Genomic DNA, 25,323 nt, shown 5'->3' on the forward strand with positions numbered 1-25,323 from the left:
GGCGTAATTCAGGGAGGAGGAACCCGATGACGAAGAGAATGGCGCGGCTCTGCGCTGCGACGGCACTGACGGCATTCGCGATGCCGGTATTCGCGCAATCGGTGGAAGAGGTGATCGCGGCTTTGCCCGACGGGCTGAAGTCGCAATATGAGGGCGCCCCCCAGGCCATCGGCACCGCGCCGCTCGCGGATTTCACCCCGAAAGCAAAGCCTTACAAATGGTGCCATTCCGAAAGCTACCAGGGCAACCCCTGGCGCGTATCGGTCACCAATGAGCTGAAGCGCCTTGTGGACGGGCTGATCGCCGAGGGCGTGGTCTCGGATTTCGAGATCTCGGATTCCAATGGCGATGTCGGTCAGCAGATCAGCCAGATCCGCGCTTTCATTGACAAGGGCTGCGGCGTGATCACCTCGATCCCGGGCTCGGCCACGGGGCTTGATGAGGCGATTGCGGCGGCGTCAGCGGCGGGGATCCCCTTTGTGACGGCGGCGGGTTCGGTCACCGCGCCTACGGCGGTGAATGTCGACAGCAACTATTCCCGCTGGGGCTATGAGATGATGGATGCGATCGGCCGCGCGCTGCCCGAGGGCGGCAATGTGCTGATCGTTGAAGGCATCGCCGGCCACCCGATTGTGGCGCAGGAACGCGCTGGCGCCGATGCCGCCATGGCCGAACATCCGAACCTGAAAATCGCCCGCGTCGTCAATGGTGACTGGACGGCGAATGTCACCAAAACCGTTGTGCTGCAAACGCTTGCCACCAATCCGGCGCCGATTGATGCGGTCTGGTCGGCGGGGTCCGAAAGCCGCGTCATCGCCGAGGCTTTCGCCGAAGCCGGTCGCCCGGTGCCGCTGATCACGGCGTCGATCACCGGGGATGCGCTTGGCTACTGGAAGGCCAGCCCCGAGGGCTTCCGCTTCGAGGGCCATGCCGTGCTGCCGGGCTGGACGGCGCAGACGCTTTACCGTACCGCCGCGCGGATCATGGATGGGCAAAAGCCGGTCCTGAACACGCTGATGATCCCGCTGCCGCCGGTGCATGAGGCGGATCTGGCGACCTGGTACCAGGATTGCATGACACCCGACGCGGTGTCGGTTTTCCCGGTGCCGCCGACCGATCCGATGCCGGAAGACTGGCTTGATGCCTATTTCACGAATCCCGGCCCCAGCCCGGCCTGGGATTACGCGAAGACCCCCGGCGCCTGCGCCAACTGATCCCGCCATCAAGCCGCGCGTCCGATGACGGGCGCGCGGTCAAAAGAAAGACAGGACCATGCTGGAGATTTCCGGCCTGACAAAGCGCTATGGCGAGACGCTGGCGCTGAGCGGGGCCACAATCACCTTCCGCCCCGGCACCATCCACACGATTCTCGGCGAGAACGGCTCGGGCAAATCGACGCTTGTGAAACTGCTGTCAGGCATCGTGGCCCCCGACAGTGGCACGATCCGGATGGAGGGGCGCGAGATCACCGCGCGCAGCCCCGCCGGTTTTCGCGAGGCCGGTTTCGCCACCGCTTTCCAGGAGGTGCTGATCGCGCCGGACCGGTCGGTCAAAGACAATATCCTCCTGGGTCTTGACGGGTTTTTCCGCCGCCATATCCCCCGGTCGGGCCGTGCCGCCCGGGCGGCAGAGGTGCTGTCGCGCTTTGCCTGCACAAAGATCGACCCCGAGGCGCTGGCGGGCGCGCTGCCGCTGGCGGCGCAGCAGCTGGTGGTGCTCGCCCGTGCCGTCGCGCGCACGCCAAAGGTGCTGATCCTTGATGAGATCACCGCCGCGCTTGATTTTGCCGACCGCGATTCCGTCTTCGCCTTCATGAAGCGCAGCGCCGCTTCGGGCGCGACGCTTCTGTTCATCACCCACCGGATGGATGAGGTCATGGCCCTGTCTGATGATATTTCCGTTCTGCGTTCGGGGCAGGTCGTGCGTTCCGGCCCGCGCGCTGATGCGACACCCTCAGAGCTTTTGAGCCTGATGGCGCCGGAAGGAGGCCGTCATGGCTGATCTGAGGGCAAACGGCCTCACCCTGCGCCCGGGCGCGCGCGCCTTTTCGGCGACCATCGGTGCTGGCGAGATCCTTGGCCTCGCGGGTCTCGATGGCCACGGCCAGGATGCCTTTCTGCGCAGTCTGACGGGGCTCGGGAAGACCGGCGGCGAGGTCGCGCTGAATGGCGCACGGATTGGCAGCTTCCGCGACGCGGAACGGGCCCGCATCGTCTATGTGCCGCGTGACCGCCGCGCGACGGGGATTTTCCCCGGCCTCTCGATCCTCGACAATTTTGCGATTGCCACCGCCGGGCGTGACCGGCGCGGCCCGCTGATCTCACCCGCTGCGCGCCGTGCCCGTTATGAGATCTGGCGCGAGCGGTTGCAGATCAGGGCGCCATCGCCCGAAGCGCCGATCACCGCACTTTCCGGCGGCAATCAGCAAAAGGTGTTGCTGGCGCGGGCTCTGGCGCGCGAGCCGGAGGTCCTGTTGCTGAACGACCCGACGCGCGGTGTCGATGTGGCGACGCGGCATCTGCTTTATGATCTGTTCCGCGATCTGGCGGGCGAGGGGATGGTGCTGGTGATCCTCTCCTCCGAGATCGAAGAGATCCTCGCTTTGTGTCACCGCGTCCTGGTCTTCCGTGACCACGGTCTGGCTGCGGAATTGTCAGGAGAGGCGATGCAGACCGATCAGGTGATCGCCGCCATGTTCGGGAGGGCAGGCTGATGCGGGTTCTGGGACGCTATACATTCGCCATTGCCATTCTCGTGATGCTGCTGGTCGCCAACCTGGTGATGAACCCGGCGCGGTTTCACCCGGCGGCCTGGGGCACGCTTCTGGGCATGGCCGCGCCGCTGATCGGGGCGGCGCTGGCCTCGACCCCGGTGATCCTGGCCGGGCGGGGCGGCATCGACATCTCTGTCGGCCCGGTGATGGCGCTGGTCTCGGCGGTGGTGATCAAGGTGCTCTATCTTGATCACGGGCTGAGTTCACCCCTGATCCTCTGGCCGGCGGCGCTTCTGATCGGGGCACTGATCGGCGCGTTCAACGGGTTCATGGCGGTGATCGTGCGGGTACAGCCCATTGTGGCGACACTCGGAACCTATCTGATCCTTGGTGGGCTGACGCTGACCATTCTGCCCGCGCCCGTCGGCCCTGCGCCGGACTGGCTGAAGGCGATGGCAGGGGGCTGGAGTTTCCTGCCGCTGGGCGTGATCGGGCTTTTGTGGTGGGGGCTGAGCCGTATGCCATTCCATGACCAGCTGATGGCTGTAGGCTCGGATGACCGCGCGGCCTATACCGCCGGGGTGCCGGTCTCGCTGGTCCGCTTTCTGGCTTATGTGATCACCGGAATGCTTGCGGCAGCGGCGGGGATGATGCTGACCGCGCTGATCGGATCGGCCGACCCGAAAGTGGGCGCGAATTATACGCTGATCGCGATTGCCGCAGTGGCGCTTGGCGGCGTCAGCCTCGCCGGCGGCAAGGGCGGTCTGCTGGGGGCGGCCATCGGGGCCTTTGACATCTTCCTGCTGCAAAGCCTGCTCACCGCGTTCAATGTCTCGACCTATGTGTTGCAGGTCGCTTATGGCGCGATCCTTGTCACGGCGGTCGTGCTGATCGCGCTCCAGGATCGCGGCACGAAAAGGAGCCATGCATGAGCCGGTATCTCATAGGAATGAAGGCGCGGATCATCGGTGCCTTTCTGGTCGCGGCAATGCTGCATCTGATCGGGACCGTGTTGATCCCGGGCTATTCAGCGCCCTTTGCGATCCGGGCACTGCTGGTCATCGCCGCGCTGCTCGCAGTGGCGTCGGTCGGGCAGACGCTGGTGGTGATCCTTGGTGGCATCGACCTCTCGATCCCCTTCATCATCGGCTTTGCCAATGTGACGGCGGCACAGCTTTATGGCCAGGGCTGGCATTTCGGGCTGGTTTGCCTCGTTGTCTTTGGTCTCGCGATCCTGATCGGTGCGCTGAACGGGGCACTGTCACGCGGGCTGAACATCCATCCGCTGATCGTGACGATGGGGATCGGCATGATTGTCCAGGGTCTTGTGCTGATCTGGACCAAGGGCTTCCCGACAGGATCGGCCCCAAAGGCGGTATCGTCTTTCGTGTCGATCGGGGGATCCTTTGGACCGTTGCCGGTGCCGGCGCTGATCCCGGCGCTTTTGGTGATGACCATCGTGATCGTGCTGGTGCTGGAGCGGACCCCCTGGGGCCGCCGTCTCTATGCGCTTGGCGCGAACCCCGGCGCGGCGCCCTATGCGCTGATCAATCCGCTCTGGGTCTGGACCTCGACCTTTGCCGCATCGGCGTTTTTCGCGGCGCTGGCGGGGATCCTGCTTCTGGGCTTTACCGGGTCCGCTTACGGTGATGTCGGCCAGCCCTATCTGTTCCAGACCATCGCGGCGGTCGTTGTCGGAGGTGCGGCCCTGGTGGGCGGGCGCGGCAGTTACATCGGCACCCTGGCCGGCGTGCTGGTTCTGACCGAAATCAACACCTTACTGATCGGCTTGAACTTCTCGCCTGCCTCGGTACAGGCTGCGTTCGGCGCGATCATCCTGCTGCTCGTCTCGCTTTACGGGCGAGAACGCCATTTCCGCACAACCGTCTGAACCGGAACCCGTCTTATGCGTCTGAGCGATTGCCACAATTTTCACGACTTCCGCCGTCTGGCGAAACGTCGCCTGCCGGGGCCGATTTTCAATTATATCGACGGCGCGGCCGATGATGAGGTGACGCTGCGCCGCAATACGGCAGCCTTTGAAAGCGTCGATCTGGTGCCCAATGTCCTGCGTGGGGTCGAGGAGATTGACCTTTCAACCACGGTGATGGGGCAAAAGCTGGACCTGCCGGTCTATCTGTCGCCGACCGCGCTGCAGCGGCTGTTTCACCACAGGGGCGAACGCGCGACCGGTGCCGCGGCCGAGGCCTATGGCACCATGTTCGGATGCTCGTCTCTGGGCACCGTTTCCCTGCAGGAACTGCGCCAGAAGCATCGCAGCCCGCAGGTCTACCAGTTCTATTTCCACAAAGACCGGGGCCTGAACCGCGCCATGATGCAATCGGCGAAAGAGGCCGGCATCAATGTTATGATGCTGACGGTGGACAGTATCACCGGCGGCAATCGCGAGCGCGATCTGCGCACCGGCTTTTCGATCCCCTTCCGGCTGACGCTGGGCGGTATGTTCCAGTTCGCGATCAAACCGGCCTGGGGGATCAATTATGTCACCCATGAGAAGTTCAGCCTGCCGCAGCTGGATGCCCATATCGATATGAAGGGCGACAGCCTGACCATCGGGCGCTATTTCACCGAGATGCTCGACCCGTCGATGACCTGGGATGATGTCGAAGAGCTGCGTGAGGAATGGGGCGGAGAGTTCTGTCTGAAGGGCGTGATGAGTTCTGATGACGCCCGCCGCGCTGCAGATATCGGCTGTTCAGGGATCGTTTTGTCGAACCATGGCGGGCGGCAGCTTGACGGCTCGCGCACCGGCTTTGATCAGCTGGATGAGGTGGTGCAGGCGGTGGGCGACCGGCTCGATGTGATGATCGATGGCGGCATCCAGCGCGGAACGCATGTGCTGAAGGCGCTGAGCCTCGGGGCAAAAGCGGTGGGGCTCGGGCGATTCTACCTCTTCGCGCTGGCGGCGGCGGGGCAGGCGGGGATCGAACGCGCCCTTGGCCAGATGAAGGCCGAGCTGACCCGCGATATGCGCCTGATGGGGGCGAAGACCATCTCTGATCTGAACCGCGACAACCTGCGATTCCGCTGACGGCGGCTGACAGGGCGGGGGAATCGGGCGGGGGAATCGGGGGGGCTGATGCCCCCCTTTTTCATGGGTGGCGGTCAGAATGGGCGATGCTGCGATGCAGAAACAGGCAGATTGCCGGCTTTTCGTGATCGGCAGAAAAAGGACCAGATCGGTGAAATGCCTGGTCGGAAAGGCGCTTACGGACACATTTCAGGGTTTTTTGGGCCGGAACTGGCTGAATTGGCGCCACTTTCTGCTTGCAGCATTGCGGCGCCTGGCAAAGATCCGCCAATCGCCGAAATATGTCGAAACAAAAACTTGATTCAAATCTGGTTCCCCGGCTTTGTCCTGCAACAGCCCGGCACAGACCGGGCCATGAGCAGATCAACAAGACGACGCCGGAACGGGACCACATGATTTTCACCGCTGCAAAACCGCTTCTCCGGAGCTTGGCCGTGCTTTGTGCCGCTCTGACGCTGAGTGCCTGTATGGGCCGCGATATTGCGCCGGAAGGACCGGACAGCTCGATTTTCGGCAGCGTTGATTCGGGGCGTCAGGCGATGGCGCTGCTGGAGGCAAAGCAGAAGCAGTCGAAGGGTCAGCGCGTCTGGTGCGTTCCCTTTGCCCGCACCGCGAGCGGTGTCGACCTGCGCGGCGATGCGAAAACCTGGTGGAATGCAGCCGCCGGCCAATATGCGCGCGGCAACCAGCCCCGCGCGGGCGCTGTGATGGCTTTTTCGGCAACGCGGAAAATGTCGCGCGGCCATATCGCTGTGGTCTCGGAAGTGATTTCCGAACGCGAGATCCGCATCAACCATGCCAACTGGGTCAAAAACAAGGTCCAGATGGATATGAAAGTTGTTGATATCTCTCGGAAAAACGACTGGAGCGACGTCAAGGTCGAGCGCGTTGCGGGCGAGATGGGATTGTCTTCCTATCCGGTCAACGGCTTTATCTATCCGAACTGAGACCGTTCCGGGATCGTTGATCCCGCATTGTTCAACCGGTAAATCAAATTGAAAAGGGGAGGCAGCGTGCCTCCCCTTTGTTGTTTATGCCTGTCGTTTTTGGAAGCTGAGGCGCCTCAGCCCGGCTGTTTCGCAAAACGCAGGTAAGGCAGTTTGATATCGAGCTCGCCATATTTCTCGGCAGCCTGGTCGTTGTTCAGGCTGAGCGCCACGATCACGTCCTGGCCGGGGATCCAGTCGGCCGGGGTCGCGAGCGGCTTGCCATCGGTGAGCAGAACCGCGTCGACCGCGCGCAGGATCTCGGCGAAGTTGCGGCCGACCGACATCGGGTAATAGATCGTGAAACGGACTTTTTTGTCCGGCCCGATGAAATAGACCGCGCGCACGGTCGCGGTATGGGCCGGGGTGCGGCCGTCGGTCGGGATGTAGTAATCGGCCGGCAGCAGGTCGTAGGCTTTCGACACGGCAAGGCTGGTATCGTCGATGATCGGGAAATCGGCCGGCGCGCCGCCGAAGGCCTCGATATCGCGCTTCCATTTCTCATGATCGGCTTTGCCATCGACCGAAAGGCCGATCACCTTGATGCCGCGCTTTTTCCATTCCGGAATCAGGCGGGCAACGGCGGCGAATTCGGTGGTGCAAACCGGGGTGAAATCGCGCGGATGGCTGAAGATGATGCCGTAGCTGTCCCCGAGCCAGTCGTGGAAGCTGATGGTGCCGGCGGTGGTGTCGGCGGTGAAATCGGGGGCGATATCGTTTATGCGGACGGACATGGAAGCACTCCTCGGGAATTTCCTGCGCCAGATTTACGCTTTGTGGGAGAATATTTCATCCCCCCACGATGTTGTCGCGGCAAATTAGAACAGCTTTCCTGACCAGGCCGCAGGCAGCGGAAAGATTTTGGTGTCTTGCAGGTTTCGCCAGCAGCAGTCTTCCCCGGGAATGGCGGGATGGGGGAGAGCAGGCTTGCGTCCTGGCCCGGGAAAGCGCTAATTTTGATCAAATGCTTTCGGGCCTGTCCTCATGATCTGTCCGAAACCGCCACTCCCAGAACCGAGGCCGGATATGCTCACCAAACGCGACTTCTACATCAACGGCGCATGGGTCGCCCCTGCGAAACCCCGCGACTACCAGGTGATCAACCCGTCGAATGAAGAGCCCTGCGCGGTGATCTCGCTGGGGGATCAGAGCGACACAGACCGTGCGGTTGCCGCGGCCAAAGCGGCCTTGCCGGCCTGGCGCGCAACGCCCCCGGCCGAGCGGGCGCGGCTGGTGGCGGCCATTCTCGACCAGTATGAGGCGAGAAAGCAGGAATTCGCCGAAGTGATCGCGATGGAAATGGGTGCGCCGATTGACTTCGCGCTGGAAGAACAGGCGCCCTGCCTGCCCTGGCATACCACGAATTTCCTGCGCGCCTTTGAGCATATCGAATGGATCCGCCCGCTGGGAGATCACGCGCCGGGCGCGGCCATCGCGCTGGAGCCGATAGGTGTCGTCGGGCTGATCACGCCCTGGAACTGGCCGGTCAATCAGATCGCGCTGAAGGCCATTCCGGCGATGCTGGCGGGCTGCACCTGTGTGCTGAAACCCTCGGAAGAGGCGCCGCTGGATGCGATGATGTTTGCCGAATTCTGCCATGCGGCGGGGATCCCTGCGGGCGTGTTCAACCTTGTGAACGGGGACGGAGCCGGCGTGGGCTCGCAGCTTTCCTCGCATCCGGATGTCGAGATGATCTCGTTTACCGGCTCGACCCGCGCCGGGCGGGCGATCTCGAAAACGGCGGCTGAGACGCTGAAACGGGTGACGCTGGAACTGGGGGGGAAGGGTGCGAACCTCTTGTTCGCCGATGCGCGCCCGGATGCGGTGCGCTGGTCGGTGGCGCGGATGATGGAAAACACCGGGCAAAGCTGTAACGCGCCTTCGCGTCTGCTGGTCGAGCGCCCGGTCTATGACAGGGTTGTGGCCGAAGCCGCGGATCTCGCGAATACGATTGCGGTTGGCCCGGCGGATCAGGCGGGGCCTCATATCGGCCCGGTGGTGAACAAACGTCAGTGGGATCAGATCCAGGCCTATATCCGCAAAGGCATCGAAGAGGGCGCCCGCCTTGTTGCAGGCGGGCCCGACCTGCCAGAGGGCTTCAATCGCGGCTTTTATGTCAAGCCAACTGTCTTTGCCGATGTGAAGCCGGGCATGACCATCGAACGCGAAGAGATCTTCGGGCCGGTCCTGGCGATCATTCCCTTTGACAGCGAGGAAGAGGCGGTCGCTATCGCCAATGACACGCCATATGGGCTGACCAATTACGTCCAGACCGAAGACCAGGCCCGGGCCAACCGGCTCGGTCGCGCGCTTGTGTCCGGCATGGTCGAGATGAACGGCAAATCGCGTGGGGCGGGTGTCTTCTTTGGTGGTGTGAAGCAATCGGGCCGTGCCCGTGAAGGCGGCATCTGGGGGCTTGAAGAGTTCCTCGAGCCGAAAGCGATTTCTGGCTACGACTTCTCGATTGGCTGATCGCGACGTAAGACCGGCCCCAGGGCCGGTCTTTGCCTCCGGCGGGGATATTTAAGGACAGATGAAACCCCTTAGCTGATTTCATCTGTCCTTAAATATCCCGGGGGTGAGCCGCAAAGCGGCGAGGGGGCAGTGCCCCCTATAGCAAGGTATCCGGAAGAAATGCCGCCGGAATCAAGTCGCGCCCTTCGGCTATAAGGTCGGCGAGCAGCTCTGCGCAGACCGGCGCCATGCCAAAGCCGGTCTTGAACCCGCCATTTGCGATGAAATGCCCCGGCCGGCCGGGCCAGGCCCCGATCACGGGCGCGCGGCTTTTCGCGCGGGGGCGGATGCCGGCCCAGCGTTCCAGAACCTCGGCCCCGTGCAGCACAGGCAGCACTTCGCATGCGCGTGCGATCAGTGTCTCGGCCTGGGCATCGGGCCCGGCTGTCCGCCAGGCGTTTTCGCTGGTTGATCCGACCGCCACTGTCCCGTCACCATGTGCCACAATGTGGAGCCCCGGCGCATAGATCTGCGGCGCCTCCCGCGCATCATGGCGCAAGAGCACCGCCTGGCCCTTCACGCCTGCGCCCAGCTTACGGCCGAAATGGGCGGAGAGGTCCGCGAGCCCCTCATATCCGGTCGCATGAACCACGCGACCCCGGTCGTCTGCCGCTTCCTGCCTGATCACCACCCCCCTGGCGCGCAGCGCATGCGCGAGCGAAGCGAGCGCCCGGCGAGGAGAAATCCGGGCCGTCAGCGTATCCGAGATCAGCCAGCCGCTTGGGGAGGCAGGCTCCCAGGGGGCGCCCGTGGCCGGGATCACCCGCCATTCGGCAGCACCTTGCCAGAGGTCGCGCGCGGCTGCCTCCCGGGCGCGTGCCAGCTCCAGCGCGGCTCTGTCGGCCACTGCCTGCAACCGGCCCGCCCGCAGATAAAGCGGATCGGTCCCGCCGGTGTGATGGACCTCGTCCCACCAGGCCCCGGCCATGATCAGGCTGCGAAATTGCAACGCCTTCATCTCATTCCAGGCCTCCGGCGCATGTGGTGCCAGGGCGCCGACCAGGCCGCCCGAGGCGCCGGCACCGATGGCGCGCGTCTCGATCACCCGCACCCTTGCGCCACGCTTTGCCAGCGCCCAGGCTGTGCTCAGCCCGAAGATCCCTGCGCCGCAGACCGTCACATCGACGCTTGCCATCCCGCCTCCGCTGTCGCATGGGGCATCAACCCGTCAGGTGAGCCATGCCCGAGATTCCCGAAACCGACTTTCCCGAAACTGACCTGCCCAAAGCCGTCATGCCCGGAACCGCCAGTCTCAGCTGGCTAGAGGATGCGATACCCGTCGCCACCAGGTTTGACGATCCCTATTTCAGTCTGAAGGGCGGGCTGGAGGAGACGCGCCATGTCTTCCTTGGCGGCAATGATCTGCCGGCGCGGCTGCAAGACGGATTCCGCATCGCCGAACTGGGTTTCGGCACCGGGCTGAACCTCCTGACCCTCGCGCTGGCCTGGCGCCGGCAGGACCCTGAGGGCACGGGCCTTTTGCATTATACCACATTCGAGGCTTTTCCGATGGCGGTGGAGGATATGGCCCGCGCGCTGCGGCATTTTCCCGAAGCCGCAGCCATTGCCGCGCCGCTTCTGGCCGAGATGAGCGCGGGCGAAGCCCGTTTTCGACTGCCGGGGATCGCAGTTGAGATCGTGCATGGCGATGTACGGGATACGTTGCCGGCCTGGACAGGGCGGGCCGATGCCTGGTTCCTGGACGGGTTCTCGCCGGCGAAAAACCCGGAAATGTGGGGCGAGACGCTGATGGCCGAGGTTGCGCATCACACGGCAAAGGGCGGCACTTTCGCCACTTATACCGCGGCCGGCCATGTGCGCCGCGCCCTTGCAGGGGCCGGGTTCGAGGTCAGCCGCCTGCCCGGTTTCGCGGGCAAGCGGCATATGTCTGCGGGGGTTTTGCGCTGATCAGCGCAGCACCATCCCGTCGGGCCAGCTCATCGTATAGCCGAGCGAGATCTCTTGTTTTGCGCCGGCCTCCAGATCGAATTCCCAGGCCATGATGCCGCGCTGCCCCTCGACATCCGTCACCGTCGGTTGTGGCGAGATCGTGGTCTTTACGCTCAGATCCTGCTGTTCCGAATAGGGCACCTGGTCGATCACCTTCACCGGCCAGCTCTCGGATCCGAGGTTTTCGATCCGGAGGATCGCGGTCTCACTCAGCTGGTTCGAGGTCGAGAACACGCCGGTCTGACCACTGTCGCGCTGCGGCATGTCGCGGCTCAGCGTGATGCTGTCCAGCGCGCCGAAAGCGATTTCGGTTTCCTTGCCGGCGGGGATCAGGCCAAGGCTGGTGGTGCCGACCAGCACCCCTTCGCGGTAAAGCAATGCCTCCCCGGGCAGAAGGGGCTCGCCGGAGCTGTTGGTGAATTTCGCCATGACAAAGGCGCTTTGATCGCGGGCAGGTACCGCAAGAGCGAAGATCCCGGGCTCTGCCTGCAACTGATCGAGCGAGAGGCGCAGATCTTCGACCCCATCGGCGATATCGACCTTGCGCGGGTAATGATAGACCACGGTATCGCCTTCCATCGCGGCATTGGCGCGCAGGATTGCCGGTTCGGCGGCCACAGCTGCGGGGGCGGGGGCCATATCCATCTGGCCCGCGCCCATACTGCGCGCCATTTCGGCGGCGGGGGGCTGTTCCTTCTCGATCCAGCGCTGCCAGGGCCAGAGCGTCGAAGGCGCAGATTGTTCGGAGGGGCGCGACGAAGACAATGTCAGGTCGACCCCGCTCCAGTCCTCGCCGGTCTCCTGGCTCACTAGCACCGAGCGGTCGATGGTGAGGCCCGCGCCATCCTTGCGCGTCAGGCGCAGGTCGTAGAAGGGCCGCCAGCTGGCCGCATCGACATAATGGGTGAGGGTGATGGTTTTGGACCCGGCCTCTGTGCTTTCAAAACTGACTGAAAGCACCGCGTAATCCTGTGCAGCGGACGGCAGGGCGGCGAAGCTGGCCTCGGCGTCAGCCAGCGCCTTTTGCGCCTCTTCCAGAGCTTTTTGCGCCGGCCAGAGATCGGCGCGGGCAGCGCTGGCTTCCCCGGCGGCGGCGAGGGTTTCCTCGCCAATCACTTTCGCAAAATCACGCAGCGTTTCGGCGGTAGCTCCCTCAGGCGGCTGGCCGCTGATCGAGGCGAGATAGCCTGCCCTTGCATTGGCGGCCTGGATCCGGGCATTGCCGGCTTCGACCGCCGTGGTTGCCGCGCGCAACCCGGCCTCCGCCGCCTCAACGATGGCTTTCGCGGCCACCTGATCGGGGGTCAGCACTTCCCCCCGGGGCGGAAGCCGGTCGCTCCGCAGCGAGAAGGCGCCGGTCGAGATGCCCTCTGCCGCCGCCAGCTGCATCAGGCCCGGTGCGGTATCGGCCGGCAGATCGGTGATCAACAGCTCATGCGTCCCGGCAGAGGGGCTGTCGAAGGTCACCGCGCGGGTGATTTTCGCGCCCTGAGGGTAGACGGTGACCGAGGTGATCTGGCTGCCGGCGGCGATCGTGTCGGCAAATGCGGGGAAGGCGGTGGTGGCCAGAAGGGCCGCAAGAAGGGCACGCATGGAACGGCTCCGGTAAGGGATGACTGCACCAGGCTAGCGCTGCCGGGCCGGCATCGGCAAGAATGGAAAACCCGGCCCAGGGATCGGGGGCCGGGCTGCGTTACAAGATGTCCCGGGGTGCGGGCGTGATCCCCGGGGCTCGAGGACCCGACCGGGCTCAGGCCGGAAAGCCCCGGCACAGCGCCAGAACAAGATCCGACATCTCGGCATCAAGCTGTGCGCGCGGCACGGCGATGAACCTGTCCTGCAAGGCAAGTTGCACCGCCCCCTGGACCGCGCCGAAAAAGGTCCGCACCCGGATCATCAGCGCCTCCTCGCCAAGCGCAGGGAAGACCTGCGACAGCGGCACCGCGATCAGGGCCATCAGCGCCTCCTGCTCCGTTCGCATCCAGTCAGGCAGGGGCTTTTCTGGTGCAAGCTGGAATTCAAACAGGGCCGCCCATTCTTTCTGGCGGTCCGAGGCAAAGGCGATATAGGCCCGCGTCTGCGCCTGGAGCCGTTCCACCGGCGGCGCATCGGCACCGACAGGGTCCAGCGCGGCGCGCAACTCTGCGAGCGTCCTTGTATTGACCCGCATCACCAGCTCATCAAGATCGCCAAAGGCTGTGTACAGCGCCCCGAGCGCGCAACCGGCCTCGGCGGTGATCTCGCGCGCCTTCAGATGCGCAAGGCCGCGCGTCGCGATCTGGCTCGCGGTCACCGCGATCAGCCGCTCGCGCAGGTCTTCCTTGCGTGCCTCGCGATTGCCTGCCATGTCGCGCTCCGATCCGATCCTTGAACGGTGTTCATTTTATTCTTGAACGTCGTTCACAGCTGTGGTTCATGGGGATTTGAACAGTGTTCATACCATGGAGGCGGAGATGTTCAAGACCCTGATACGCATGAGCCGCAGCCGCAGCTTTGATCTGACCCGGGATATCAGCGATGCGAGGGCGCTTGCGGACCTGCGCCAGCAAATCAGCGACTGCGCGGTGGCGGTGCAATCTGCGCAGCGCGCGCTGGCACTGGTGACGGCCCGGTCTGCCCGCGAAAAGCAGATGCTGATGCGGATCGACGCGCGGATCGACGATCTTGAGACCCGCTGCCTCGGTGCGCTGGCGATCGACCGCGATGACCTCGCGGGCGAGGGCGCCGCCGCCATTGCCCGGCTGGAGAGTGACCGTAAGGCGATGCGGGCGGCGCTCGACACAAATCAGCACGAGATTGCTGCCCTGCGTCGCCACCTCGCCGAGGCCGAACAGCGGATGCATGAGCTGGACTGCGGCGGTCAAATCGCGACAGCAGCTGAAGACCAGCACCTGCGGGGGGAGATGACAACCGGCGTGACCGTTGCCATCACCGCGGCCGAAGCGACGCTGGCCCGGCTGCAGGAGCGCCAGCAGATCATCGAGCTCAGCGAGACCTCTCTTTCCGCCCTGACCAGCTGCCAGAGCGCCGAGGCAATCAGCGCCCGCATGGCCGCCGCCGGCTGCGGCCCGGCGCTGGAAACCGACGCGGCGGCCGTGCTCGCCCGTCTGAGATCCCGCCAGAACTGACCCCATTCTCCCGGAAACCCAGCAGAGCGCCATTCAGATGACCGACCTGCCGATCCGCAGCTCGAAAGCTTTCAATGTGTTCAGCGCGTCAGTTTCATGGTGGCCGCCGCGATGATGGCGGGCGGGATCTTTTTCATGGAGACGAGCTTCGCCGCCAGGGGCTTTTTTGCCAGGGCCGCACTGATGCGGGTCAGCTCCACCGTCGGCGCGACCAGGGCTTTGCGCGGCAGGGACGATTCCGAGAGCGTCTGTAAAAGGCCGGAAGAAGTTTCGGGCACCCGTGCGTGACAGGGCGGGCATGACAGGGGGCGTGGCGTGGTGCCCGGACCTGGCACCGGATCTGCTGACCCGGACTGCGGCCTCAATGAAAACAGCGCGACAGAGAAATCTGCCGCGCCGTTTCTGTCTTTCATCACGTAAGGGATCAGCCCTTTTTCAGCACGCGGTTGCCCAAAAGCTCGGCGATCTGCACTGCGTTCAGTGCGGCCCCCTTGCGCAGGTTATCCGAAACACACCACAGCGCGATGCCATTATCGACAGTCGGATCCTGACGGACGCGGCTGACATAGGTGGCGTATTCCCCCACCGATTCGATCGGGGTGATATAGCCACCCGGCTCGCGCTTATCGATCAGCATGATGCCGGGCGCCTCGCGCAGGATATCCTGGGCTTCCTGCCAGTCGAGCGGTTCTTCAAACTCGATATTGATTGCTTCCGAATGGCCGACAAACACCGGCACCCGCACGCAGGTCGCGTTCAGTCTGATCTTCGGATCGAGGATCTTCTTGGTCTCGGCGACCATTTTCCACTCTTCTTTGGTGGAGCCGTCGTCGAGGAAGACGTCGATATGCGGGATCACGTTGAAGGCGATCTGCTTGGTGAATTTCTTCGGCGGCACTTCATGGACCGGGTTATAGACCGCTTTGGTCTGCTCCCAGAGCTCGTCCATGCCCTCTTTGCCGGCGCCCGACACGGATTGGTAGGTCGAGACGATCACCCGTTTGATCTTCGCGCGGTCATGCAGCGGTTTCAGCGCCACCACCATCTGTGCGGTCGAGCAGTTCGGGTTCGCGATGATGTTCTTTTTCGCATAACCCATGATCGCATCGGCATTCACTTCCGGCACGATCAGCGGCACGTCCGGATCGTAGCGATAGAGCGAAGAGTTATCGATCACCACGCAGCCGGCTGCGGCGGCTTTCGGTGCGTAGATTTTCGTCGCATCCGAGCCGACTGCAAACAGCGCCATATCCCAGCCGGTGAAATCGAAAGTGTCGAGATCCTTGGTCTTCAGGGTCTTGTCGCCAAAGCTGACCTCAGTGCCCAGCGATTTTCTGGATGCCAGAACGGCAATCTCGTCCACCGGGAACTCGCGTTCAGCGAGGATGTTCAGCATTTCGCGGCCCACGTTGCCCGTGGCTCCCACGACGACGACCTTATAGCCCATCGGGGTTCTCCTGTTACCCTGACCCTGCAAGTCGCGCAGGGTAAGCCTGTCCCGGATCATCCGGGAACGAGGCCCCTTATCTGATCGCGGCCAGGTGGTAAAGCGCGTTTGGCGACGGGGGCATATCTCATGGCGTTGTCAGCGCCTGTGTTCCGGCCGGGGAAGCCTCCGGCGGGGATATTTAGAGACAGATGAAAAGCATTTGCTGATTTCATCTGTCTCTAAATATCCCGGGGGAGGGCGGCGCAGCCGCGAGGGGGCAGGGCCCCCTCTGCCCGGGTTCAACGGGCACCGCTCAGGCCGGTTGCGCCATCGGTTGCCGCTCGCGGATCGGCAGATGCACCAGCGCCGAAAATGCGCCCACGCCGACGCCGATCCACCAGACGAGGGTGTAATCGCCATGAAGGTCATACATCTTGCCCCCGAGCCAGACGCCGAGGAAGCCGCCGATCTGATGCGACAGGAACACAAATCCATAGAGCGTTCCCATGTAGCGCAGGCCCCAAAGATGCGCGACCAGCCCTGAGGTCAGCGGCACTGTGGCGAGCCACAGGGACCCCATCACCGCCGAGAAGATCAGGACCGAGGCCGGGGTGATCGGCAGCAGGAAAAACACCGCAGCAGCTATGGTGCGCAGCACATAGATGCCGCAAAGAAGATATTTCTTCGTATAGCGCTTGCCCAGCCAGCCGGCGAAAATCGTGCCCGCGATATTGAAGAACCCGATCACCGCAATCGAGACCGCTCCGAGCGCAGAGGTTGTCGTGATCCCGATCATCGCAAGAAATCCGCCCGGATCAATCGCGCCGCAGAAATCAGTGACAAAGGCCGGAAAATGCGCGGTGATAAAGGCCAGCTGATAGCCGCAGGAAAAGAAGCCAAGGAAGATCAGCGTGTAGGATGGGTCTTTGAAGGCGCGGCGAAGGACCTCGCCGAGGCTCTCTTCCAGCTCAGCCTTTGAGGCGACATGTTCAGAGCGGATGAAGGGCAGCGCGAAAAGGGTCAGGAGCACCACGCCGGCAAAAATCACGAATACCCATTGCCAGGAATAGTATTGCATCAGGAACTCGGCCGCAGGTGCGCCGAAGACCTGGCCCGCCGAGCCCGCCGCCGTGCCGATCCCGAGCGCCATCGAGCGGTTCTCGGGCGCCGCCGCGCGGCCGACGATTGCGAGGATCACGCCAAAGCCGGTGCCTGCGATCCCGAAGCCAATGATCACCGCCAGCATCTGATGTTGCCAGGGCTGGGTGGCCATCGCCGTCAACACGAGACCAAGCGCATAAAGCAGCGCGCCGCCGATGATCGCCCTGCGATCCCCGAATTTCTCGGCCAGTGCGCCGAAGATCGGCTGGCCGATCCCCCAGGCGAGATTCTGGATCGCGATGGCCAGGCTGAATTCGCTGCGCGCCCAGTGGAATTCGGTCGCGACCGGGATCTGGAAGACGCCGAACGAGGCGCGGATCGCGAAGCCGATCATCAGGATGACCGAACCCGCGATCAGAACGGGGGTCATCAGCGGGGCTTTGGTGGCGGCGGTCATCTGTGACATCGGGTATTCCTTCTCGCGTCGCGGCACCCTGCGCCGGGCCCCGGGTGGCGTCAAATGCTGAATTGTGATGCATACAAGCGCCCGTGTTCCGGCGCGTGTCAGCCTCACCGGACCTGCCCTCTTGCCCCCGCGACCGGGCGGCGCGAATGTGAGCGCAAACGGGGGGCTGCGACGGAGGCGCGGGAATGCCGGAATGTGCGCGTATACCGGCTGTTCTTATCATGCAGCGGGTGGGGGCCCGCTTTGGGAACGAAGCTGCCGCCATAGGTGCTTTTGCAGCCGGCATGTCCGTGCGGCGGCCCGCGCCATGGCAGGGGGTTAGTCGCGGCAGGGTTTGAGACGTTTCAGGATAGAGTGGGTTCAGTGAGGGGGCGGATGTGAGCAAAGCGGCGGCTGACTGGTGGAAGGGCGCGGTGACCTATCAGGTCTATCCGCGCAGCTTTCAGGATTCGAATGGCGACGGGGTCGGAGATCTGCCCGGTATCACCGCGCGGCTGCCATATCTGGCGGGGCTCGGGGTGGATGTGGTCTGGCTTTCGCCGGTGTTTCGAAGCCCGATGAAGGATATGGGCTATGACGTGTCAGACTATATCGATATCGACCCGGTTTTCGGGACTCTCGCCGATTTCGACAGGCTGATCACCACGGCGCATGACCTCGGGCTGAAGGTTATCATCGACCAGGTGATCAGCCATTCGTCAGACCAGCACCCGTTTTTCACGGAAAGCCGCGCCTCGCGCGATAATCCGCGCGCCGACTGGTATGTCTGGGTGGACCCCGACCATGACGGCACACCGCCGACGAACTGGCTTTCGGTCTTTGGCGGCCCCGGCTGGACCTGGGATGGCCGCCGCCGCCAGTTCTATATGCATAACTTCCTGACATCGCAGCCCGATTTCAACTACCATAACCCGGAGGTGCAGGACTGGGCGCTCTCGGTCCTGCGCTTCTGGCTGGAGCGCGGCGTGGATGGCTTCCGCTTTGATACGGTGAATTACTATTTCCACGACCGGAAGCTGCGCGACAATCCGGCTGACTGGCGCGATCTCGCCGATCCGCCCGACAATCCCTATGACATGCAGGATCACCTGTTCGACAAGAACCGGCCCGAGAACCTGGCCTGGCTGAGCCGGATCCGGGCGCTGCTGGATGAATATGGCGCGGCGAGCGTGGGCGAGGTCGGCGATACCCACCGCGCGATACAGATGATGGGCGACTATACCGCGCCGGGGCGTCTGCATCAGTGCTATAGTTTCGAGATGTTCGGGCGGAGCTTGACCCCCGGCTATTTCCGCGACCGGATCGAAGCGTTCTTCAGCGGCGCGCCCCAGGGCTGGCCGATGTGGGCCTTTGCCAATCATGACGTGCCGCGCCAGGTGACGCGCTGGCTGCCTTATGCGGTCGACCAGGACAGCCTTGCGAAACTGGCGGGCGCGCTGTTGCTGTCATTCGAGGGCTCGATTTGCCTGTGGGAGGGTGAGGAGCTCGGCCAGACCGATACCGAACTCGGCTTTGAGGAGCTGACCGATCCGCAGGGCATTGCCTTCTGGCCGGCGCCGGTCGGGCGCGACAATACCCGCACACCGATGGTCTGGGACGCAAGCGCCAATGGCGGCTTTACCACCGGCACGCCATGGCTGCCGGTGAAGGCGCCGCAGCTGGCGAGGAATGTCGCCGCGCAGGAGGGCGCCCAGGGCTCGGTTCTGGAAAGCTACCGCGCGATGCTGGCCTTCCGCCGCGCCGAGGCTGTGCTGCGCGACGGAAAAACCACCTTCCTGACCGCGCCCGATCCGGTGCTGGCCCTCCTGCGCGGCGATCTTCTGTGCCTCTTTAATCTTGGCAGGGAGGCGGTCCGGCTGCGTCTTGACGGTGAGGGGCATCAGACCGGCCCGTCGCAGGGCCTTGGCCTGACGCCCGGTATCGTGCGGCTGGACGGCAATGGCTTTGGCTTTCTGCGGATCACCGGCGGGATCCCGGGGCTGAGCTGAGGCGCGGGCTGACCTGTGAGGGGCGGCTGAGCGGCACAATCCCGCCTGATCGACGGGCGTTTTGCCCATTGTTGTGCCTTTTGCAAACCTGCCCTGCATTCGCGCATAGACTGGCCCATGGACAGCCGCCCGCCGTTATCGCAAACAACGCCAAAAGGCTGACCGGCAGATTCCGGTTTCTCATTTCATATCAGGTGCCCCATGTCCCCGCCGTTCAGTGGCTCTTCCGCGCCCGGCCGCTCTTCCGATTATCGCTGGGCGATCCTTGCGCTTGCCCTTGGCGCTTTCGCCATAGGCACGTCTGAATTCGCCTCGATGGGGCTCTTGCCCTGGTATGCGAAAGACCTTGGTGTCCCGGAGGCCGAGGCCAGCAAAGTCGTCGCGGCCTATGCGTTCGGCGTGGTCGTGGGCGCGCCGCTGACCTCGTTTCTGGGCGCAAGACTGCCCCGGCGGCGCTACCTGGCCGGGCTGATCGCAGCTTACGGCGTCCTGAACCTGCTGGCGGCGGTGCTGCCGGGCTTTTCGACGCTGCTGGTGACGCGCTTCCTTGCCGGGATGCCGCATGGTGGTTTCCTTGGCGTGGCGATGCTTTTTGCCGCCGATGCGCTGCCGCGCGAGCAGCGGGCGAAAGGCGTCACCCAGGTCATGCTGGGGCTGACGGTTGCGAATATCGTCGGCGTGCCTTTCGCGGCGCTTTTGGGCCAGGGCCTTGGCTGGCGGTTCGGCTTTGCGCTGCCAGGCGTGCTTGCGCTGATTTCAGCGGTGCTGATCCTGAAACTGGCGCCACGGGTCGGCGTTGACCCCAATGCGCGCCCGATGGATGAGCTGCGGGCTTTGTTCAACCCCTCGGTCCTGCTGACACTTGCGGTGGGGCTGATCGGCTGCGGCGGGCTTTTCGCGGTCTATTCCTTCCTCTCGGCGGCGATGCTTGCGACCGCGAACCCGCCGGACTGGGGCGTGACGCTGATGCTGGCCACCTTCGGCGTGGGGATCACGCTGGGCTCGATCCTGGCGGCCCGGCTGACGATCCGGCTCGGAAATATGAAAGCGGCGCTGTCCCTGCTGATCTTTATGATCCTGGCGCAGGCCTATGCGTCTTACGCGGTGGGCGACTGGGTGCAGATGACGCTGTCCGCCTTCCTGATCGGGCTGAGTTCGGGCGTTTTTGTGCCGCTGCAGACCCGGCTGATGGATGTCGCGGGCAAGGCGCAAAGCATGGCGGCGGCAATGAACCACGCGGCCTTTAACGCGGCGAACGCGCTTGGGCCGCTGGCCGCCGGCTTCGCGCTGCATTGGGGCTACCGGTCCTCGGGGATCGTGGCGATCGGTTTTTCGGTGGCCGGGATCGCGATGCTGGGCATCCTTGCCCATTACGCGAAGACCCATGAGGCGCCGCAGGCGAAATAAGGCGCAAAATGAAAAAGGCGGGTGAAAGGATCACCCGCCTTTTTGTTGATGTCTGGCCGCAGATTATTCCGGTAGGATCCGGACCGCGCCCTTATCGGCCGAAGACGCAAAGGCCGCATAGGCCTTGAGCGCGGTGGTCACATTGCGCTTTCTTGGCTGTGCGGGTTTCCAGCCCAGACGGTCCTGTTCGACGCGCCGCGCGTCCAGTTCCGCCTCGGGGACCGCGAGCGTGATCGTGCGGTTCGGGATATCGATCTCGATCAGATCGCCGTCCTTCACAAGGCCGATGGTGCCACCGGCTGCCGCTTCGGGGCTGGCATGGCCGATGGAAAGGCCCGAAGTGCCGCCCGAGAACCGCCCGTCGGTGATCAGCGCACAGACTTTGCCGAGCCCCCGCGATTTCAGGTAAGAGGTCGGGTAGAGCATTTCCTGCATCCCCGGCCCGCCTTTCGGCCCCTCATAGCGGATCACCACCACATCGCCGGCCTTGACGCCCTTGTTCAGGATGCCTTTGACCGCCGCGTCCTGGCTTTCGAACACCACAGCCGGGCCCGAGAATTTCAGGATCGACTCGTCGACGCCTGCGGTCTTCACGATACAGCCATCCAGCGCGATATTGCCCTTCAGGACCGCAAGCCCGCCCTCTTTCGAAAACGCATGTTCGACCGAGCGGATCACGCCCTTTTCGCGGTCGGTGTCAAGGCTGGGCCAGAGCGAGCTTTGCGAGAACGCAACCTGCGTCGGCACACCACCGGGGGCTGCGAGATACAATTCCCGTGCCTCGGGGTTGTTCGTCACCGCGATGTCCCAGGCGGCAAGCGCCTCACCCATGGTCTCAGAATGGACGGTCGGGCAGTCGCGATTGATCAGCCCGCCACGGTCGAGTTCGCCCAGAAGCGACATGATGCCGCCGGCGCGGTGGACATCTTCCATATGCACGCCCGCCACATTCGGCGCGACCTTGCTCAGACAGGGGACCTTGCGCGACAGCGCGTCAATCTCATCCATGCCGAAATCAACGCCGCCCTCGCGGGCAATGGCCAGCAGGTGGAGCACGGTATTGGTCGAGCCGCCCATCGCGATATCAAGCGCCATCGCATTGTCAAAGGCCGCGCGGCTGGCAATGGTGCGCGGCAGCACATTCGCGTCATCCTGCTCGTACCAGCGCTTTGCCAGCTCGACGATCATCCGCCCCGATTTCAGGAACAGCCCCTTGCGGAAGGCATGCGTCGCCAGCGTCGAGCCATTGCCCGGCAGCGCCAGGCCAAGCGCCTCTGCCAGGCAGTTCATCGAATTGGCGGTGAACATCCCCGAACACGAGCCACAGGTCGGGCAGGCGGCCTTCTCGATCGCATCCACATCTGCGTCTGACATCTTGTCATCCGCTGCGGCCACCATCGCGTCAACGAGGTCGAGCTTGACCTCGCGCCCGTCGCCGAGCGTCACCTTGCCGGCCTCCATCGGCCCACCCGAGACGAAGATCGCCGGGATGTTCAGCCGCATCGCAGCCATCAGCATGCCGGGGGTGATCTTGTCACAATTCGAGATGCAGACCATGGCATCGGCGCAATGCGCATTCACCATGTATTCGACGCTGTCGGCAATGATCTCGCGCGAGGGGAGCGAATACAGCATCCCGTCATGGCCCATCGCGATCCCGTCATCGACGGCGATGGTGTTGAACTCTTTCGCGACACCGCCCGCCGCCTCGACCTCACGCGCGACCATCTGGCCGAGGTCTTTAAGATGGACGTGACCGGGCACGAATTGGGTGAACGAATTCACGATCGCGATAATCGGCTTGCCGAAATCGCTGTCCTTCATCCCCGTGGCGCGCCAGAGCCCGCGGGCCCCGGCCATATTGCGGCCATGCGTGGTGGTTCTGGAACGATAGGCTGGCATCTGGCTGTCGTCTTTCGCCTGAGAGCCTCCCGCCGCACCTCCTCCGGGTGACGGTCTGGCAGGAAGCCGGGTTTGGGGTTTCCTCACTGAGTTAACGTAAGCGGGGCGCGGTTTAAAGGGCTGTTACAGGTTTGCGGCTTCACGACCGGGGCAATGGTTGGCCAGGCTGCGCCCGCGTGCTAGTCCGGGGTCAGGCAGAGGTCAAAGCGGAGGCAAGGGTGACAACGGGGCTGGCTCAGGCAGACCTGATTGCGGTGCTTGCCGCAGTGACCGGCGACGCGCCCCGGGTGATGACGGTTGCTGCCGGCGAGGCGCTGCCCTCGGGCCCGTTCACCTCGTCACATCGCAGCCTGCAGGCGGGGCTCAGGGACTGGATCGAAAGCCAGACGGGGCATCCGGTGGGCTTTCTGGAACAGCTCTACACCTTTGCCGACCGTGACCGGGGGGAAGACGCGGATCTGCGGCGGATCTCGATCTCCTATCTCGGTCTGGTGCGCGAACAGGCGGCACCCGGGGCCGGGCGGCCAGAATGGCATGGCTGGTATGAATATCTCCCCTGGGAGGATCACCGCAGCGGCCTACCCGAGGGCTGGCAGCACATGATTGCGGCCCTGAACCTCTGGGCGGCCAGCGATCCCGGTCGCGTGCAGCGGGTCTCCCATGCTTTCGGCCTTGATGGTCAGGCCTGGAATGAGGATCTGGTTCTGTCACGCTATGAATTGCTCTATGAGGCCGGGCTGGTTGGCGAGGCCAGCGGTCTTATCGGGGCAGGGCGGGCGATGCAGGGGGATCATCGCCGCATTCTGGCGACAGGGATCGCGCGGCTCAGGGCCAAGATCAAATACCGCCCCGTGGCCTTTGAACTTATGCCGGAGAGCTTCACGTTTCTGCAACTGCAGCGCCTGGTTGAGGCACTGATCGGCCTCAGGCTGCATAAATCGAATTTTCGCCGGCAGATCGACCAGCAGGAACTCATCGAGGAAACCGGCGAGACCACGACCGAATCCCGTGGCCGGCCCGCCATGTTGTTCCGCTATCGCCCGGCGGTGCTTGAGGCACGCGCGCTCGCCGGCACCAGGCTACCGGTCAGCCGGGGCTGAGCCTTACGCGAAATCAGTCAAAGTTGGAATTGACATAAACTCACATCGAGTATATTTCGCTCCCGCCTATATATGCTCAGTGTGAGTATATTTTATCAGACACCCCGGAAAATGGGGGACAGGGAAGGGATGACGATGACCGCTATTGCAGTCGATACGGTGCTGGAGAGGGCGGGGACCGGCAGGTTCCAGCGCCGGCTTTTGGGGGTCTTTGGCCTCGTCTGGACGGCGGACGCCATGCAGGTGCTGGCGGTAGGCTTCACCGTCGCCTCGATCGCGGCCAGCTTCGGAATGGAGGTGCCGCAGGCCCTGCAGACCGGCACGCTGTTCTTTCTGGGCATGCTGGTGGGCGCCTCGGTTTTCGGGCGGCTCGCAGATCGTTTCGGGCGCCGCAAGATCCTCCTGATCACGGTGGCGATGGATGCGGTCTTCGGCATCGCCTCGGCCTTTGCCCCGGATTTCACCACGCTGCTGGTCCTGCGTTTCCTGACCGGCCTTGCGGTTGGCGGCACGCTGCCAGTGGATTACGCGATGATGGCCGAATTCCTGCCACCATCACGCCGTGGCCGCTGGCTGGTGATGCTGGAGGGCTTCTGGGCGGTGGGAACCGTGATCGTGGCGCTGACCGCCTGGGCGGCGAGCAGCTGGGGCGGGATCGAGACCTGGCGCGTGATCTTTTTCGTGACCGGCGTGCCGGCGGTGATCGGCATCTTCCTGCGCTTCTGGATCCCGGAAAGCCCGTTGCACCTTCTGCGCGAAGGGCGCGAGGCCGAGGCAAAAGCCGTTCTCGACCAGATGCTTGTCATGAACGGAAAGGAAACGACCGGCGCCGCACGGGTTGAACTGCCCCGGGCCACGGGCGCAACCGGGATCTTCTCGCCGGCGCTGATCCGGCGCACCATCCCGATGCTGGCGGTCTGGTTCCTCGTCTCGATGAGCTATTACGGGGTCTTCACCTGGATGCCGGCGCGGCTGGCGAATGAGGGCTTCGGCTTTGTACGGGGTTATGGCTTCCTTGTGGTGCTGGCCCTGGCGCAGATCCCCGGCTATGCGCTGGCGGCCTGGGGGGTTGAGGCCTGGGGGCGGCGCAAGACGCTGATCAGCTTTCTGGTCCTGAGTGCTGCGGCCTGTCTTTTGTTCACGCTCTCGACCGGTCCTGTGCTGATTGCGACCGCGCTGATGGTGATGAGTTTTGCGCTTTTGGGCACCTGGGGCGCACTTTACGCCTTCACGCCCGAGCTCTATCCGACCGCGAGCCGGGCAACCGGGATGGGGGCGGCCGGGGCGATGGCGCGGCTGGGCGGGTTGCTGGCGCCTTCGGTCCTGGTGCATCTCTTCATCCAGGACACGGCCATGGCGATCGGGCTGTTCTCGGGCCTCCTGGTCCTGGCGGCACTGCTGGCCTGGACGATCGATGCCGAGACCAGGCAAGCCGCATTGAACTGACCGATTTGCAACAGAAAACGCCGCCCGGAGGTCATTCCGGGCGGCGTTTCTTTCACTTATCCGACCTCAGATATCGAGAGTATTTTGTTTTTCCCATTGTGTGAAATGGCCGCAATATTCGTTCCATTCCTGGGTTTTCAT

Annotated in this window: 23 protein-coding genes; 16 read left to right on the forward strand and 7 right to left on the reverse strand. The window is 63.8% G+C overall.

Annotated elements, in window-relative coordinates:
- Nucleotides 1-26: 26 nt before the first annotated feature.
- The 8 genes from AC4FS3_RS13185 to AC4FS3_RS13220 all read left to right on the forward strand — a co-directional run bounded on the left by AC4FS3_RS13185 (nt 27) and on the right by AC4FS3_RS13220 (nt 6,712).
- Nucleotides 27-1,214, forward strand: coding sequence for a substrate-binding domain-containing protein (locus AC4FS3_RS13185; RefSeq protein ID WP_491020955.1), 1,188 nt, complete (start codon nt 27-29; stop codon nt 1,212-1,214).
- Nucleotides 1,215-1,272: 58 nt separating this feature from the next.
- Nucleotides 1,273-2,001, forward strand: coding sequence for an ATP-binding cassette domain-containing protein (locus AC4FS3_RS13190; RefSeq protein WP_491020956.1), 729 nt, complete (start codon nt 1,273-1,275; stop codon nt 1,999-2,001).
- Nucleotides 1,994-2,713 carry an ATP-binding cassette domain-containing protein gene (locus AC4FS3_RS13195; RefSeq protein ID WP_491020957.1) on the forward strand — a complete coding sequence of 240 codons (720 nt, stop codon included), beginning with the start codon at nt 1,994-1,996 and terminating at the stop codon, nt 2,711-2,713. The genes AC4FS3_RS13190 and AC4FS3_RS13195 overlap by 8 nt, the downstream gene beginning before the upstream one ends.
- Nucleotides 2,713-3,645 carry an ABC transporter permease gene (locus AC4FS3_RS13200; RefSeq protein WP_491020958.1) on the forward strand — a complete coding sequence of 311 codons (933 nt, stop codon included), beginning with the start codon at nt 2,713-2,715 and terminating at the stop codon, nt 3,643-3,645. Before AC4FS3_RS13195 ends, AC4FS3_RS13200 begins: the two co-directional genes overlap by 1 nt.
- On the forward strand, nt 3,642-4,604 hold the full coding sequence (locus AC4FS3_RS13205) for an ABC transporter permease (RefSeq protein ID WP_491020959.1): 963 nt from the start codon (nt 3,642-3,644) through the stop codon (nt 4,602-4,604). The genes AC4FS3_RS13200 and AC4FS3_RS13205 overlap by 4 nt, the downstream gene beginning before the upstream one ends.
- A gap of 15 nt (nt 4,605-4,619) precedes the next feature.
- A complete protein-coding gene (locus AC4FS3_RS13210) occupies nt 4,620-5,765 on the forward strand; it encodes an alpha-hydroxy acid oxidase (RefSeq protein ID WP_092898764.1) in 1,146 nt (381 codons plus the stop codon).
- A gap of 79 nt (nt 5,766-5,844) precedes the next feature.
- Nucleotides 5,845-6,066, forward strand: a complete 222-nt coding sequence (locus AC4FS3_RS13215) for a hypothetical protein (RefSeq protein WP_491020960.1) — start codon at nt 5,845-5,847, stop codon at nt 6,064-6,066.
- A 133-nt stretch (nt 6,067-6,199) separates the two neighbouring features.
- Complete coding sequence (locus tag AC4FS3_RS13220) at nt 6,200-6,712, forward strand: CHAP domain-containing protein (protein ID WP_491020961.1); 513 nt, start codon at nt 6,200-6,202, stop codon at nt 6,710-6,712.
- A 116-nt stretch (nt 6,713-6,828) separates the two neighbouring features.
- Here the strand turns inward: AC4FS3_RS13220 and AC4FS3_RS13225 are convergent, their stop codons facing one another.
- Entirely contained in the window at nt 6,829-7,485 is a 657-nt protein-coding gene (locus tag AC4FS3_RS13225) for a peroxiredoxin (RefSeq protein WP_283178536.1), read from the reverse strand.
- A gap of 292 nt (nt 7,486-7,777) precedes the next feature.
- Here AC4FS3_RS13225 and AC4FS3_RS13230 point away from each other — a divergent pair, with 292 nt between their 5' ends.
- A complete protein-coding gene (locus AC4FS3_RS13230; RefSeq protein WP_491020962.1) occupies nt 7,778-9,223 on the forward strand; it encodes an aldehyde dehydrogenase family protein in 1,446 nt (481 codons plus the stop codon).
- A gap of 139 nt (nt 9,224-9,362) precedes the next feature.
- Here AC4FS3_RS13230 and AC4FS3_RS13235 read toward each other — a convergent pair whose 3' ends face one another.
- Nucleotides 9,363-10,400 carry an NAD(P)/FAD-dependent oxidoreductase gene (locus AC4FS3_RS13235; protein ID WP_491020963.1) on the reverse strand — a complete coding sequence of 346 codons (1,038 nt, stop codon included), beginning with the start codon at nt 10,398-10,400 and terminating at the stop codon, nt 9,363-9,365.
- A gap of 98 nt (nt 10,401-10,498) precedes the next feature.
- On the opposite strand from AC4FS3_RS13235, the gene mnmC2 reads away from it, so the two are divergent.
- The gene (gene mnmC2 / locus AC4FS3_RS13240) at nt 10,499-11,173 is read left to right on the forward strand and encodes a tRNA (5-methylaminomethyl-2-thiouridine)(34)-methyltransferase MnmC2 (RefSeq protein WP_491020977.1); all 675 of its coding nucleotides are present in this window, start codon (nt 10,499-10,501) and stop codon (nt 11,171-11,173) included.
- On the opposite strand, the gene AC4FS3_RS13245 is transcribed toward mnmC2, so the two are convergent.
- On the reverse strand, nt 11,174-12,808 hold the full coding sequence (locus tag AC4FS3_RS13245) for a DUF4139 domain-containing protein (RefSeq protein WP_491020964.1): 1,635 nt from the start codon (nt 12,806-12,808) through the stop codon (nt 11,174-11,176). It lies immediately after the preceding gene.
- 157 nt (nt 12,809-12,965) lie between these two features.
- Complete coding sequence (locus tag AC4FS3_RS13250) at nt 12,966-13,562, reverse strand: TetR/AcrR family transcriptional regulator (protein ID WP_491020965.1); 597 nt, start codon at nt 13,560-13,562, stop codon at nt 12,966-12,968.
- A gap of 106 nt (nt 13,563-13,668) precedes the next feature.
- Between AC4FS3_RS13250 and AC4FS3_RS13255 the strand changes: the two genes are divergently transcribed.
- Nucleotides 13,669-14,343 (forward strand): PspA/IM30 family protein, encoded by a 675-nt coding sequence (locus AC4FS3_RS13255; RefSeq protein ID WP_491020966.1) that lies wholly within the window; start codon nt 13,669-13,671, stop codon nt 14,341-14,343.
- 135 nt (nt 14,344-14,478) lie between these two features.
- Nucleotides 14,479-14,631: a hypothetical protein gene (locus AC4FS3_RS13260; protein WP_491020967.1), complete on the forward strand. Its 153-nt coding sequence runs from the start codon at nt 14,479-14,481 to the stop codon at nt 14,629-14,631.
- A 136-nt stretch (nt 14,632-14,767) separates the two neighbouring features.
- Here the strand turns inward: AC4FS3_RS13260 and AC4FS3_RS13265 are convergent, their stop codons facing one another.
- Together AC4FS3_RS13265 and AC4FS3_RS13270 are read right to left on the reverse strand one after the other, a co-directional pair.
- Nucleotides 14,768-15,790, reverse strand: a complete 1,023-nt coding sequence (locus AC4FS3_RS13265) for an aspartate-semialdehyde dehydrogenase (RefSeq protein WP_491020968.1) — start codon at nt 15,788-15,790, stop codon at nt 14,768-14,770.
- Between the two features lie 295 nt (nt 15,791-16,085).
- Nucleotides 16,086-17,330 carry an MFS transporter gene (locus AC4FS3_RS13270; RefSeq protein WP_491020978.1) on the reverse strand — a complete coding sequence of 415 codons (1,245 nt, stop codon included), beginning with the start codon at nt 17,328-17,330 and terminating at the stop codon, nt 16,086-16,088.
- 386 nt (nt 17,331-17,716) lie between these two features.
- Between AC4FS3_RS13270 and AC4FS3_RS13275 the strand changes: the two genes are divergently transcribed.
- Entirely contained in the window at nt 17,717-19,327 is a 1,611-nt protein-coding gene (locus AC4FS3_RS13275; protein ID WP_491020969.1) for an alpha-amylase family glycosyl hydrolase, read from the forward strand.
- Nucleotides 19,328-19,528: 201 nt separating this feature from the next.
- On the forward strand, nt 19,529-20,734 hold the full coding sequence (locus AC4FS3_RS13280; protein ID WP_491020970.1) for an MFS transporter: 1,206 nt from the start codon (nt 19,529-19,531) through the stop codon (nt 20,732-20,734).
- A gap of 63 nt (nt 20,735-20,797) precedes the next feature.
- Here the strand turns inward: AC4FS3_RS13280 and ilvD are convergent, their stop codons facing one another.
- Complete coding sequence (ilvD, locus tag AC4FS3_RS13285; RefSeq protein WP_283178528.1) at nt 20,798-22,636, reverse strand: dihydroxy-acid dehydratase; 1,839 nt, start codon at nt 22,634-22,636, stop codon at nt 20,798-20,800.
- 218 nt (nt 22,637-22,854) lie between these two features.
- Between ilvD and AC4FS3_RS13290 the strand changes: the two genes are divergently transcribed.
- Together AC4FS3_RS13290 and AC4FS3_RS13295 are read left to right on the forward strand one after the other, a co-directional pair.
- The gene (locus AC4FS3_RS13290; RefSeq protein ID WP_491020971.1) at nt 22,855-23,736 is read left to right on the forward strand and encodes an NUDIX hydrolase; all 882 of its coding nucleotides are present in this window, start codon (nt 22,855-22,857) and stop codon (nt 23,734-23,736) included.
- 135 nt (nt 23,737-23,871) lie between these two features.
- Complete coding sequence (locus AC4FS3_RS13295) at nt 23,872-25,182, forward strand: MFS transporter (protein WP_491020972.1); 1,311 nt, start codon at nt 23,872-23,874, stop codon at nt 25,180-25,182.
- The last annotated feature ends 141 nt before the right edge of the window (nt 25,183-25,323 follow it).

The sequence above is a fragment of the Pseudogemmobacter sp. TB195 genome, from assembly GCF_058313095.1.

Excerpts from the sequence above, each read along its gene's own strand:
- AC4FS3_RS13185 (WP_491020955.1), top strand. The coding sequence starts at position 27 with ATGACGAAGAGAATGGCGCGGCTCTGCGCTGCGACGGCACTGACGGCA.
- AC4FS3_RS13190 (WP_491020956.1), top strand. The coding sequence starts at position 1,273 with ATGCTGGAGATTTCCGGCCTGACAAAGCGCTATGGCGAGACGCTGGCG.
- AC4FS3_RS13195 (WP_491020957.1), top strand. The coding sequence starts at position 1,994 with ATGGCTGATCTGAGGGCAAACGGCCTCACCCTGCGCCCGGGCGCGCGC.
- AC4FS3_RS13200 (WP_491020958.1), top strand. The coding sequence starts at position 2,713 with ATGCGGGTTCTGGGACGCTATACATTCGCCATTGCCATTCTCGTGATG.
- AC4FS3_RS13205 (WP_491020959.1), top strand. The coding sequence starts at position 3,642 with ATGAGCCGGTATCTCATAGGAATGAAGGCGCGGATCATCGGTGCCTTT.
- AC4FS3_RS13210 (WP_092898764.1), top strand. The coding sequence starts at position 4,620 with ATGCGTCTGAGCGATTGCCACAATTTTCACGACTTCCGCCGTCTGGCG.
- AC4FS3_RS13215 (WP_491020960.1), top strand. The coding sequence starts at position 5,845 with ATGGGCGATGCTGCGATGCAGAAACAGGCAGATTGCCGGCTTTTCGTG.
- AC4FS3_RS13225 (WP_283178536.1), bottom strand. The coding sequence starts at position 7,485 with ATGTCCGTCCGCATAAACGATATCGCCCCCGATTTCACCGCCGACACC.
- AC4FS3_RS13230 (WP_491020962.1), top strand. The coding sequence starts at position 7,778 with ATGCTCACCAAACGCGACTTCTACATCAACGGCGCATGGGTCGCCCCT.
- AC4FS3_RS13235 (WP_491020963.1), bottom strand. The coding sequence starts at position 10,400 with ATGGCAAGCGTCGATGTGACGGTCTGCGGCGCAGGGATCTTCGGGCTG.
- mnmC2 (WP_491020977.1), top strand. The coding sequence starts at position 10,499 with ATGCCCGGAACCGCCAGTCTCAGCTGGCTAGAGGATGCGATACCCGTC.
- AC4FS3_RS13245 (WP_491020964.1), bottom strand. The coding sequence starts at position 12,808 with ATGCGTGCCCTTCTTGCGGCCCTTCTGGCCACCACCGCCTTCCCCGCA.
- AC4FS3_RS13250 (WP_491020965.1), bottom strand. The coding sequence starts at position 13,562 with ATGGCAGGCAATCGCGAGGCACGCAAGGAAGACCTGCGCGAGCGGCTG.
- AC4FS3_RS13255 (WP_491020966.1), top strand. The coding sequence starts at position 13,669 with ATGTTCAAGACCCTGATACGCATGAGCCGCAGCCGCAGCTTTGATCTG.
- AC4FS3_RS13260 (WP_491020967.1), top strand. The coding sequence starts at position 14,479 with ATGGAGACGAGCTTCGCCGCCAGGGGCTTTTTTGCCAGGGCCGCACTG.
- AC4FS3_RS13265 (WP_491020968.1), bottom strand. The coding sequence starts at position 15,790 with ATGGGCTATAAGGTCGTCGTCGTGGGAGCCACGGGCAACGTGGGCCGC.
- AC4FS3_RS13270 (WP_491020978.1), bottom strand. The coding sequence starts at position 17,330 with ATGACCGCCGCCACCAAAGCCCCGCTGATGACCCCCGTTCTGATCGCG.
- AC4FS3_RS13280 (WP_491020970.1), top strand. The coding sequence starts at position 19,529 with ATGTCCCCGCCGTTCAGTGGCTCTTCCGCGCCCGGCCGCTCTTCCGAT.
- ilvD (WP_283178528.1), bottom strand. The coding sequence starts at position 22,636 with ATGCCAGCCTATCGTTCCAGAACCACCACGCATGGCCGCAATATGGCC.
- AC4FS3_RS13295 (WP_491020972.1), top strand. The coding sequence starts at position 23,872 with ATGACCGCTATTGCAGTCGATACGGTGCTGGAGAGGGCGGGGACCGGC.